An 11,456-nucleotide genomic window follows, 5' to 3' on the forward strand; every position below is an offset into this window, starting at 1 on the left:
GAGGTTTCTTCTTAACATGGCACGTAAACAACAAACTCGTAAGCGTCGTGTGAAAAAGAATATCGAATCTGGTATTGCTCACATCCGCTCAACATTTAATAACACAATCGTTACTATCACTGATATGCAGGGTAACGCTGTTTCATGGTCAAGTGCAGGTGCATTAGGATTTAGAGGTTCACGTAAATCTACTCCTTTTGCTGCTCAAATGGCTGCTGAAACTGCTGCAAAAACATCAATCGAACACGGTCTTAAAACTTTAGAAGTTACAGTTAAAGGTCCTGGTTCAGGTCGTGAAGCTGCAATCCGTGCGCTTCAAGCTGCCGGACTAGAAGTTACAGCGATTAAAGATGTAACTCCAGTACCTCATAACGGTTGCCGTCCACCGAAACGTCGTCGCGTATAATCGTTAATCTGAATAGGATTTTTGAACATCACGACTTACTGGATGGGTTTATGAATCGTAGCGAAAGTCTGTGACTATCGAATTCTTGATGACACGAAAAAAAACCGACGTTTTGAAGGAGGGTAAACTGAATGCTCGAAATTGAAAAACCAAAGATTGAAACGGTCGAGATCGACAGCAATTCCAAATTTGGTAAATTTGTTGTAGAACCTCTTGAACGTGGATATGGAACTACTTTAGGAAACTCCTTACGTCGAATCTTACTTTCATCTTTACCTGGCGCAGCTGTTACTTCTATTCAAATTGATGGCGTCCTGCACGAATTCTCCACTGTTGAAGGTGTAGAAGAAGATGTAGCAACGATTATTTTGAATATCAAAAGGCTCGCTTTGAAAATTTACTCTGACGAAGAAAAAGTCATTGAAATTGATATTAAAGGTGACGGAACGGTTACGGCTGCAGATATCACGCACGACAGTGACGTGGAAATTCTGAATCCGGATCTATATATTGCAACAATCGCTAAAAATGGTCACTTACGCATGCGTATGTATGCAAACAGAGGCCGTGGATATGCTCGTGCAGATCAGAACAAACGTGAAGATCTTCCAATTGGCGTTATCCCGGTTGATTCTATTTATACTCCAGTTTCACGTGTTAACTTCCAAGTAGAAAATACTCGTGTGGGTCAACTGGCTCATTTCGATAAATTAACTCTTGATGTTTGGACAGATGGCAGCATTGGTCCAAAAGAGGCAATTGCACTTGGAGCAAAGATTTTTACTGAGCATTTAAATATCTTCGTAGGATTAACAGATGAGGCACAAACAGCTGAAATCATGGTTGAAAAAGAAGAAGACCAAAAAGAAAAAGTATTAGAGATGACTATCGAAGAACTTGATCTTTCAGTTCGATCTTACAACTGCTTAAAACGTGCGGGTATCAACACGGTACACGAACTGGCAAGCAAGTCAGAAGACGACATGATGAAAGTGCGTAACCTCGGACGCAAATCACTTGAAGAAGTTAAAGTGAAGTTGGAAGATTTAGGCCTGGGCCTTCGTAAAGAAGACTGAGTGTTAGAATCGGATCCGAACTATTCAACAAAGGAGGGAAACTTCAATGAGAAAGCTTCAACGTACAAGTTCTCAACGTAAAGCACTATTACGTGACCTTACAACAGACTTAATCGTACATGAACGCATTCAAACGACTGAAGCTCGTGCGAAAGAAGTGCGTTCGACTGTAGAAAAAATGATTACGCTTGGCAAACGTGGAGATATTCACGCTCGCCGTAAAGCAGCAGAATGGATGCGCCGTGAGTTGGTAACAACTGCAGACGCTGAAGGCAACGAAACAACAACGTATGCATTGCAGAAATTGTTTGATGATGTTGCACCACGCTACGCTGAACGTCAAGGCGGTTACACGCGCATTATGAAAATGGGGCCTCGTCGCGGAGATGGCGCACCTATCGTTATTATCGAATTGGTTTAATTTGAATCAATGGATTCAAATTAAAGCCTCCGGCAGATGTCACGGATTTTGAAAGGAATTAATTGCGCTAGCGCAATTCAAAATCCGGACGCAATTATGCCGAGGCATAATTGATTTACTTGAAGGGGGTCAATAGCCCTCTTCTTTTAGCATTATGATTTATACGACAATATGAAAAGCTGAGTGTTATGATGAGCGAGCCGAAAGGCGGCGTCTCGTCTAGCTCTACGCACCTCATTCAACCCTGGCTTAAGCAACCGGGGAAGCCATAGAGACAGAAAAGCGCATTTCTCTGAATGAGGTGCGCGCTTTTTTTATTTAGTTACCATTTTACAAATGTGCATGAAAGCCAGTAGAGTAGAGATGAGTAAAGCAAGTGTTAGAGGAGGTCAGCTTAGATGAATTCGATTATTTTGTCATTTGAAAATGTGACATTTACATATATGCAAGAAGACGAGTCGGTAAAACCGGCTGTCAAGGATTTGTCATTTTCTGTTCAAGATGGAGAGTGGATTGCTTTGGTAGGTCATAATGGTTCTGGAAAATCAACAATTGCTAAATTGATGAACGGCTTGTTGTTTCCACAAACGGGCAGTGTGTTTGCTATGGGGAAATTGATGGGCGAAGAAAATCTGTGGGACATTCGTTCACAAATGGGCATGGTGTTTCAAAATCCAGATAACCAATTTGTCGGAGCGACAGTTCAAGATGATGTAGCCTTTGCGTTAGAAAACAACGGTGTGCCACACGAAGAAATGGTCTTGCGTGTGAAGGAAGCTTTGCACCAAGTAAAAATGGATGATTACTTTGACCAAGAACCCCATCATTTATCCGGCGGTCAAAAACAACGTGTTGCTATCGCAGGTGCTCTCGCATTGCGTCCTCGTTTACTAATTCTAGATGAAGCAACTTCTATGCTCGATCCTCAAGGTCGAATGGAGGTCATTGAGACCATTCGTCAACTGCGCGAAGCAACAGGACTAACCGTGATCTCGATTACACACGATTTAGAAGAAGCTGCCTTAGCTGATCGCATTTTAGTTATGAACGCGGGTGAAAAGAAATTAGAAGGAAAGCCAGAAACGGTTTTTCTATCTAGCAACAAATTAACGAGTTTAGGCTTAGATTTGCCGTTTTCAATGCGCATGACGCATTTGTTGCGCGAAGCGGGTGTACCGTTACAAGGAGAACATATGACAGAAGATGAATTGGTGGATGAATTATGGACATTTTACTCCAACAAGTAGGATATAGTTACGCAAAAGATACACCGTTTGAAAAACGAGCATTGACGGATGTATCGCTGCATATTCCTGAAGGTTCATACACAGCAATCATCGGTCATACAGGATCTGGCAAATCAACCGTTCTTCAGCATTTAAATGCTCTCTTAAAGCCGACAGAAGGATCAGTGACGATTGGTGACCGTAAAGTTGAAGCGGGTGTTAAAGCTAAGAATTTGCGTGATGTTCGTCGTCAAGTGGGCATTGTTTTTCAATTTCCGGAACAGCAATTGTTCGATGAAACGGTTTTGAAAGATATTATGTTCGGTCCTTTGAATTACGGTGTGCCAGAAGAAGAAGCAAGTCGCAGAGCGCATGAACTAGTTGAACAACTGGGATTGCCTTTAGAAGTATTGACGAAATCCCCATTTGATTTATCAGGTGGTCAAATGCGCCGTGTCGCAATAGCAGGTGTATTGGCAATGGAACCGGATGTTTTAGTGTTAGACGAACCCACTGCCGGATTAGACCCACGTGGCCGTCGTGAGATTATGGATTTGTTTCACCGCCTTCATGTCGAAAAAGGACTGACGACGGTGCTAGTGACGCACAGTATGGAAGATGCCGCGCGTTACGCAGATAATGTGGCTATTATGCACAATGGCCGTTGTGTGGTTACTGGAGAACCTGTAGAAATTTTTTCGAACGAAGAACAGTTACGAGATTATCGTTTAGAACCGCCGCGAACCATTCGTCTTCAATGGAATTTTGAAGAAAAAACAGGTATTAAACTTGATTCGGTTTCGTTGACAGAAGAAGTGTTGGCTACAAACATCGCGCGTGCTTTATCGGAAGGACGTGGTTCTGAATGATGGAGAAAATGATTTTTGGACGGTTTATTCCTGGAAATTCGTTGATTCATCGAATGGATCCGCGTGCAAAAATTTCTTTTGTTTTCGTATTCATTGCGATTGTGTTTATTGCAAATAGTGCAGTGACCTATGGCATTCTTTTAGGCTTTACGTTACTGGTCGTATTTTTATCTAAAATTCGACTTTATTTCTTAATAAATGGCTTGAAACCGGTCTTTATTTTATTGATATTTACGTTTCTACTGCATATTTTCTTTACACGAGAAGGCGATATCTTATTGAACATTGGCTTTATCAAAATTTATGAAGAAGGCTTGCGTCAAGGAATATTCATCTCAGTGCGCTTTTTGGTTTTAGTATTTATCACAAGCATTTTAACTTTAACGACTTCTCCGATCTCTATCACAGATGGTATTGAAGTGTTGCTTGGACCGTTCAAAAAAGTTAAGTTGCCGGTTCATGAATTGGCGTTAATGATGTCGATTTCATTGCGCTTTATCCCGACTTTGATGGACGAAACTGGAAAAATTATGAAAGCGCAAATGGCGAGAGGGTCAGACATTGGCTCAGGACCGTTTAAAGAGCGTATCAAAGCGGTAGTACCTTTATTGATTCCTTTGTTTGTTAGCGCGTTTAAACGTGCTGAAGACTTGGCTACGGCAATGGAAGTTCGTGGTTATCGCGGTGGCGAAGGCAGAACGCGTTATCGTCAATTAAATTGGCGGCTGTTAGACAGTTTGAGTTTACTGGTACTTGTAGGGCTTGCCGGAATACTTGTGTATTTCCGTGTATAAGGAGAATTAGAATGAAACGATTAAAAGCGACTATTGCTTACGATGGTTCAGGATTTGTGGGTTATCAAATACAGCCGAACGCTCGTACAGTTCAACTTGAAATAATGAAAGTGCTTGAAACGATGCATAAAGGAAGAGTGGTTCAAGTAGTAGCGAGTGGACGGACAGACGCTAAAGTTCACGCAACTGGACAAGTTATTCATTTTGATTCTGAATTTTCCATTCCGATCAGCGGTTGGTTAAAAGCATTAAATGTGTTATTGCCTGAAGATATCCGAGTTCACTCGATTGAAGAAGTAGATGCTTCCTTTCATGCACGTTATCATACGACAGGCAAGATTTATCGCTATAAATGGGATCGGAGCGGGATCATCAGTCCGTTCACTCGGAACTTTATGGTTCATGTTAAACCATCACTAGATGTGGAAGCGATGAGAGATGCGGCACAGGCATTAATTGGCACGCACGACTTTTCTAGCTTTTGTGCAGCCAATACGGCTGTCGTCGATAAAGTGCGTACTATTCGGAGATTAGACTTTGAAGAACATGGCAATGAGCTGCATATGGTAATTGAAGGAACCGGATTTTTATACAATATGGTTCGGATCATTGCCGGAACTTTAGCAGAGGTTGGACTGGGCAAAAGACAAGCCGACGAACTTGAGAAAATTGTGGCTGTGATCGATCGAGATGCTGCTGGCATTACAGCTCCAGCCCATGGTCTTTACTTGGAAAGCGTGATGTACGGGAGCTGAAACAACTTTTCCTGGTGTTTTTAGAAAAACGCTTGACTTTTGTTGGTTTTCGTTATAACATGATGTATGGTATTTTCATTACCCCCACGATATGCCCCGGAAGGTTATTTGTGTTAAGGGATAACGAAAAAACGGAACAGCGGAATACTGTAAATGAACTTAAAAAGAGACGATTTATTAGGAGGACAATATACATGCGTACAACATTCATGGCTAAAGGTCACGAAGTAGAGCGTAAATGGTTAGTTGTCGATGCAGAAGGGCAAACTCTTGGACGTTTAGCTTCTGAAGTCGCTTCAATCTTACGCGGGAAATACAAACCAACATTCACACCAAACGTTGACACTGGTGATCACGTAATCATCATCAACGCTGAAAAGATTCACCTTACAGGTAACAAACTTGCAGACAAAATCTACTACCGCCACACTCAGTTTACAGGTGGTTTGAAGCAACGTACTGCACTTGAAATGCGCACGAAATACCCAACAAAAATGCTTGAAATGGCTGTTAAAGGGATGCTTCCAAAAAACTCTTTAGGTCGTCAAACGTTCAAAAAGCTGCATGTCTATGCTGGCCCAGAACATAACCACCAAGCTCAACAACCGGAAACTTACCAGCTTCGCGGGTAATAATTAGTAAATAAGAGGAGGATACACCTTTGGCACAAGTTCAATATATTGGCACAGGTCGTCGTAAAAACTCAACAGCTCGCGTACGTTTAGTACCGGGTGACGGCACAATTACAATCAACAACCGTGACGTAGCAGACTACGTTCCTTACGAAACATTACAACAAATCATCAAACAGCCACTCGTTGCTACGGAAACTCTAGGAAGCTATGATGTCCTAGTAAACGTAAACGGCGGTGGATTCACAGGACAAGCCGGAGCAATCCGTCACGGAATCGCACGTGCTCTACTTACTGTAGACCCTGCTTACCGTCCTGCGTTGAAATCTGCTGGGTTGTTAACACGTGACCCACGTATGAAAGAACGTAAAAAACCAGGTCTTAAATCAGCACGTCGTGCACCTCAGTTCTCAAAACGTTAATTTCGATTTTCGTTTACAAAGCATTTCCCGAAGAAATTCGGGGAATGCTTTTTTTATGTTCAACTGCAGGACAAGATGGGTAAAATAGAAGAAATGGGGAGGGGAAAGAGATGAACCGAATCAACTTGATTTGTCTTGGTGTAAAAGATATGGCAACAGCGGTCACATTTTATCGAGACGGTTTAGGCTTTAAAACGGCAGAACAAGGAGACAATCCCGCTATTGTGTTTTTTAATTCGTCAGGCACAAAATTGGAGTTGTATCCATTAGAGGAATTGGCGAAAGACATAGACGCACAAAATCCACCGACTGGCACGGGATTTGCGGGCATTACATTAGCGTACAACGCGAAGTCTAAAGAAGAAGTAGATCAAGTCATAAATTTGGCAAGACGTGCTGGAGGGAAAGTTGTGAAAGAGCCGGAAACTGTTTTCTGGGGCGGGTATTCGGGTTATTTTATAGATCCTGACGGCTATTATTGGGAAGTGGCATGGGGACCAGAATTTACTTACGATGACCAAGACATGTTGATCATTGATTCTTAAGTTGGCTGGCTACTCAAGTCCAGCTTTAAAGAAAAAAGGTGCGACACTAGATCTTGCGTGCCAAGAAGAGAAGCGTGTCCGATTGCATTTTTTCTTATAAGACCGAATACATTAAAAATAAGATTTGCTGTGCTATACTTTATGGTGAGCAAAATTGATAGGGAGTGTATCGATATGTTAACTGAAGTGCAAGTACGCGAAGTACTCGGAGCGTTAGAAGATCCGTTTTTACATAGATCGTTGACTGAAACAGACGGCATTACATCTGTAACGATTAAAGAAGAAAAAAAACACGTCAGTGTGAAATTGGCGATTGCCAAAACGAACACACCTGAACAAATGCAGCTGCAAATGAAAGTGGTTGACGTGTTAAAAGAAGCGGGCGCAGATTCTGTGGGCATTCGTTTTGAAGAGCTTTCTTCTGAAGCCTTGGCACAGTTCCGTGGAACTGCTAGTGAATCAGAAGCACAAGACCTACTGTCTCCATTAAACAAAGTTGAATTTATTTCTATCGCCAGCGGTAAAGGCGGCGTTGGTAAATCCACCGTGTCTGTCAACTTGGCGATTGCGTTAGCGCGTCTTGGAAAAAAAGTAGGCTTGATCGATGCTGACATTTACGGATTTAGTGTACCGGACATGATGGGGATTGATAAATCGCCAGTTGTTCGAGGACAAACTATTATTCCAGTTGAGCGATTTGGCGTAAAAGTTATTTCTATGGGCTTTTTCGTTGAAGATAATATGCCTGTTGTATGGCGTGGCCCAATGTTAGGTAAAGTGCTTGATCAATTTTTCCGCGATGTAGAGTGGGGAGATTTGGATTACCTTCTATTAGATTTACCACCAGGCACAGGAGACGTCGCACTCGACATTCACCAAATGTTGCCGGCTTCTAAAGAAATCGTTATTACAACACCTCATCCAACTGCAGCATTTGTTGCAGCACGTGCAGGAGCGATGGCTATTCAAACCGATCACGAAGTATTAGGGGTAATTGAAAATATGTCGTGGTTTGAAAGTGCAGAGACTGGAAAGAAAGAATATTTATTTGGACAAGGTGGAGGCCCAAAGCTTTCAGAAGAATTGCGTGCGCCGCTACTTGGTCAGATTCCAATGGGGCAGCCTGATTGGAACGAAAAAGACTTTGCACCATCAGTTTACCTGGAAGATCATCCGACAGGTAAAATTTACGAAGATATTGCTAAGCAAGTGCTCCAGCAATTTGCTGATAAAAAATAAAAGTTTTAAAAGCCGAGAAGCCATAATTGGTTTTTCGGCTTTTATTGTGTCTTTGCTCGATCAGGATATGGCGATTCAGTAACAAAGTTTCGACTTTCAAGGTTTGTTCACAATGTATTGAATAGAGTGAATGGATTTTTCAATAACCGGTTGGTACAATCTTAAAAGGACTTTAAATAACGGAGGCATTCAATTGACAATACGAAACTGGGTTAAGTTTTTCTTTAAAGCTCTTTTAATAGGTGGAATTGTGACAGGTATACTCGGCTTGTTCGTTCGTTGGAATGATGTGTTTTCAGAGCCTTTCAGCAATGGACAATGGGGCGAGTTTTTAGCAGGCTTTGTTTGGTTAGTCATTATTGGCTTAACGATGAGTATTATTAGTCAGCTATGTTTCTTTGCGTACTTAACGGTGCACCAAATCGGAATGAACATTTTCCGTACATTGCGGTTATGGAACTGGATACAGCTTTTAATTATAGGCGTGGTTATAACGGATTTGATTTTATTCCGTTTTGCACCAAATGCGCAAACAACAGAGCAAGTTTGGTTGTACGGAGCATTGTTGACTATTTTAATCGTGACAGGAGTTGTGACGGCATACGTTAAGGCGAAGTGGACAAACAAAGAAACCTTTATCTCAGCATTGTTTTTCATGATTGTTATTACTACGGTAGAATGGCTGCCAGCGTTAATGGTAGAAGCAGGGAATATTGATAGCTGGGTTACGTTGTTGTTGTTCCCGTTCTTAGCCGTAAACGCATATCAGCTATTAGTATTACCAAAATACAATGCGCAATCTGACGTAGATCGCCAAAAACTAGAAGAACGTCGTGCTGCACGAAAAGCAAAAGCATAGGGATGTTTTTCGTGAACTCAATCATTCAACCACTAGTCTCGATCTAGTGGTTGAATGATTTTTGATTTTTTATCGGATCCCGATTTTCGTATAAGAACACAGCGGGCTGTAAGGACAGCGCTCTTTTTTAGTGAAGAATAAATTCAGAATACAGAAGGAAAAAGAACGTTTTGAGAAAAACTTTCTCGAAAGTGTTGACAGGAAACTAAACATGCTTTAATATAATAAAAGTCGCCAAGCAACAACGAACAACATAAACAAAACGGTGACATACAACATTAACAACTTGAACCTTGAAAACTGAACAGCAAAACGTCAACGAAAGACGTCACGAGAACCTCGGTGCGAGAACGGCTTTTGCGCAGGTTGCCTTTGGCAAACAGAGCAAAGTTGTTTTTCATCTTGGTGTGCGTGACGAAAATTTACTGATCAGCATTTTGTAGATCAAGCCATCTTCGGATGGTGCCAGCAACAACTAGAGCAGTCAAATGTTCTCTATAATGGAGAGTTTGATCCTGGCTCAGGACGAACGCTGGCGGCGTGCCTAATACATGCAAGTCGAGCGGAACCATTGGAGCTTGCTCCTTTGGTTTAGCGGCGGACGGGTGAGTAACACGTGGGCAACCTGCCCTGCAGATCGGGATAACTCCGGGAAACCGGTGCTAATACCGAATAGTTTGCGGCCTCTCCTGAGGCTGCACGGAAAGACGGTTTCGGCTGTCACTGCAGGATGGGCCCGCGGCGCATTAGCTAGTTGGTGGGGTAATGGCCTACCAAGGCAACGATGCGTAGCCGACCTGAGAGGGTGATCGGCCACACTGGGACTGAGACACGGCCCAGACTCCTACGGGAGGCAGCAGTAGGGAATCTTCCGCAATGGACGAAAGTCTGACGGAGCAACGCCGCGTGAGTGACGAAGGTTTTCGGATCGTAAAACTCTGTTGTGAGGGAAGAACAAGTGCCAAGTAACTACTGGCACCTTGACGGTACCTCACCAGAAAGCCACGGCTAACTACGTGCCAGCAGCCGCGGTAATACGTAGGTGGCAAGCGTTGTCCGGAATTATTGGGCGTAAAGCGCGCGCAGGCGGTTCTTTAAGTCTGATGTGAAAGCCCACGGCTCAACCGTGGAGGGTCATTGGAAACTGGAGAACTTGAGTACAGAAGAGGAAAGTGGAATTCCATGTGTAGCGGTGAAATGCGTAGAGATGTGGAGGAACACCAGTGGCGAAGGCGACTTTCTGGTCTGTAACTGACGCTGAGGCGCGAAAGCGTGGGGAGCAAACAGGATTAGATACCCTGGTAGTCCACGCCGTAAACGATGAGTGCTAAGTGTTAGGGGGTTTCCGCCCCTTAGTGCTGCAGCTAACGCATTAAGCACTCCGCCTGGGGAGTACGGCCGCAAGGCTGAAACTCAAAGGAATTGACGGGGGCCCGCACAAGCGGTGGAGCATGTGGTTTAATTCGAAGCAACGCGAAGAACCTTACCAGGTCTTGACATCCCACTGCCCGGTGTAGAGATACACTTTTCCCTTCGGGGACAGTGGTGACAGGTGGTGCATGGTTGTCGTCAGCTCGTGTCGTGAGATGTTGGGTTAAGTCCCGCAACGAGCGCAACCCTTGATCTTAGTTGCCAGCATTTAGTTGGGCACTCTAAGGTGACTGCCGGTGACAAACCGGAGGAAGGTGGGGATGACGTCAAATCATCATGCCCCTTATGACCTGGGCTACACACGTGCTACAATGGACGGTACAAAGGGTTGCCAACCCGCGAGGGGGAGCTAATCCCAGAAAACCGTTCTCAGTTCGGATTGTAGGCTGCAACTCGCCTGCATGAAGCCGGAATCGCTAGTAATCGTGGATCAGCATGCCACGGTGAATACGTTCCCGGGCCTTGTACACACCGCCCGTCACACCACGAGAGTTTGTAACACCCGAAGTCGGTGAGGTAACCCTTGTGGAGCCAGCCGCCGAAGGTGGGACGGATGATTGGGGTGAAGTCGTAACAAGGTAGCCGTATCGGAAGGTGCGGCTGGATCACCTCCTTTCTAAGGATAAATTCGGAACCGGGCGCCTTAGGCGCTCCGGGGTTGACGTTTTGCGTTCAGTTTTGAAGGTTCATCTTCAGGCGGCAACGCCTTTTTTTGTGACTTTCAGACTTGTTCTTTGAAAACTGGATAAAACGACATTGAAACAAATGAAACATGAATTCA

General features: G+C 43.6%; 12 protein-coding genes and 1 rRNA gene. All 13 read left to right on the forward strand.

The genetic code is table 11. From position 1 onward, the window contains the following. The first annotated feature begins 16 nt into the window (after positions 1–16). Positions 17–406, forward strand: coding sequence for a 30S ribosomal protein S11 (gene rpsK / locus I858_RS00755; RefSeq protein WP_006828953.1), 390 nt, complete (start codon positions 17–19; stop codon positions 404–406). A 131-nt stretch (positions 407–537) separates the two neighbouring features. Beyond that, positions 538–1,482, forward strand: coding sequence for a DNA-directed RNA polymerase subunit alpha (locus I858_RS00760; RefSeq protein WP_049694563.1), 945 nt, complete (start codon positions 538–540; stop codon positions 1,480–1,482). A 46-nt stretch (positions 1,483–1,528) separates the two neighbouring features. Continuing rightward, positions 1,529–1,903: a 50S ribosomal protein L17 gene (gene rplQ / locus I858_RS00765; protein ID WP_049694564.1), complete on the forward strand. Its 375-nt coding sequence runs from the start codon at positions 1,529–1,531 to the stop codon at positions 1,901–1,903. A gap of 398 nt (positions 1,904–2,301) precedes the next feature. Then, positions 2,302–3,150 carry an energy-coupling factor ABC transporter ATP-binding protein gene (locus I858_RS00770; RefSeq protein WP_049694565.1) on the forward strand — a complete coding sequence of 283 codons (849 nt, stop codon included), beginning with the start codon at positions 2,302–2,304 and terminating at the stop codon, positions 3,148–3,150. Further along, the gene (locus tag I858_RS00775; protein WP_049694566.1) at positions 3,126–3,998 is read left to right on the forward strand and encodes an energy-coupling factor ABC transporter ATP-binding protein; all 873 of its coding nucleotides are present in this window, start codon (positions 3,126–3,128) and stop codon (positions 3,996–3,998) included. Before I858_RS00770 ends, I858_RS00775 begins: the two co-directional genes overlap by 25 nt. After that, on the forward strand, positions 3,995–4,792 hold the full coding sequence (locus I858_RS00780) for an energy-coupling factor transporter transmembrane component T family protein (RefSeq protein WP_049694567.1): 798 nt from the start codon (positions 3,995–3,997) through the stop codon (positions 4,790–4,792). The genes I858_RS00775 and I858_RS00780 overlap by 4 nt, the downstream gene beginning before the upstream one ends. Before the next feature lie 11 nt (positions 4,793–4,803). Beyond that, positions 4,804–5,547 (forward strand): tRNA pseudouridine(38-40) synthase TruA, encoded by a 744-nt coding sequence (truA, locus tag I858_RS00785; protein ID WP_049694568.1) that lies wholly within the window; start codon positions 4,804–4,806, stop codon positions 5,545–5,547. Positions 5,548–5,741: 194 nt separating this feature from the next. Continuing rightward, positions 5,742–6,179, forward strand: coding sequence for a 50S ribosomal protein L13 (rplM, locus tag I858_RS00790; protein ID WP_049694569.1), 438 nt, complete (start codon positions 5,742–5,744; stop codon positions 6,177–6,179). Positions 6,180–6,208: 29 nt separating this feature from the next. Then, positions 6,209–6,601, forward strand: coding sequence for a 30S ribosomal protein S9 (gene rpsI, locus I858_RS00795; RefSeq protein WP_049694570.1), 393 nt, complete (start codon positions 6,209–6,211; stop codon positions 6,599–6,601). Between the two features lie 110 nt (positions 6,602–6,711). Next, entirely contained in the window at positions 6,712–7,146 is a 435-nt protein-coding gene (locus tag I858_RS00800; protein WP_049694571.1) for a VOC family protein, read from the forward strand. A gap of 174 nt (positions 7,147–7,320) precedes the next feature. Then, entirely contained in the window at positions 7,321–8,385 is a 1,065-nt protein-coding gene (locus I858_RS00805) for an Mrp/NBP35 family ATP-binding protein (RefSeq protein WP_049694572.1), read from the forward strand. Positions 8,386–8,578: 193 nt separating this feature from the next. Continuing rightward, positions 8,579–9,244, forward strand: coding sequence for a KinB-signaling pathway activation protein (locus tag I858_RS00810; RefSeq protein WP_049694573.1), 666 nt, complete (start codon positions 8,579–8,581; stop codon positions 9,242–9,244). A gap of 497 nt (positions 9,245–9,741) precedes the next feature. Further along, positions 9,742–11,291, forward strand: a 16S ribosomal RNA gene (locus I858_RS00815). The last annotated feature ends 165 nt before the right edge of the window (positions 11,292–11,456 follow it).

It is taken from the genome of Planococcus versutus (assembly GCF_001186155.3).
GTDB lineage: Bacteria > Bacillota > Bacilli > Bacillales_A > Planococcaceae > Planococcus > Planococcus versutus.

Excerpts from the sequence above, each read along its gene's own strand:
- rpsK (WP_006828953.1), top strand. The coding sequence starts at position 17 with ATGGCACGTAAACAACAAACTCGTAAGCGTCGTGTGAAAAAGAATATC.
- I858_RS00760 (WP_049694563.1), top strand. The coding sequence starts at position 538 with ATGCTCGAAATTGAAAAACCAAAGATTGAAACGGTCGAGATCGACAGC.
- rplQ (WP_049694564.1), top strand. The coding sequence starts at position 1,529 with ATGAGAAAGCTTCAACGTACAAGTTCTCAACGTAAAGCACTATTACGT.
- I858_RS00770 (WP_049694565.1), top strand. The coding sequence starts at position 2,302 with ATGAATTCGATTATTTTGTCATTTGAAAATGTGACATTTACATATATG.
- I858_RS00775 (WP_049694566.1), top strand. The coding sequence starts at position 3,126 with ATGGACATTTTACTCCAACAAGTAGGATATAGTTACGCAAAAGATACA.
- I858_RS00780 (WP_049694567.1), top strand. The coding sequence starts at position 3,995 with ATGATGGAGAAAATGATTTTTGGACGGTTTATTCCTGGAAATTCGTTG.
- truA (WP_049694568.1), top strand. The coding sequence starts at position 4,804 with ATGAAACGATTAAAAGCGACTATTGCTTACGATGGTTCAGGATTTGTG.
- rplM (WP_049694569.1), top strand. The coding sequence starts at position 5,742 with ATGCGTACAACATTCATGGCTAAAGGTCACGAAGTAGAGCGTAAATGG.
- I858_RS00800 (WP_049694571.1), top strand. The coding sequence starts at position 6,712 with ATGAACCGAATCAACTTGATTTGTCTTGGTGTAAAAGATATGGCAACA.
- I858_RS00805 (WP_049694572.1), top strand. The coding sequence starts at position 7,321 with ATGTTAACTGAAGTGCAAGTACGCGAAGTACTCGGAGCGTTAGAAGAT.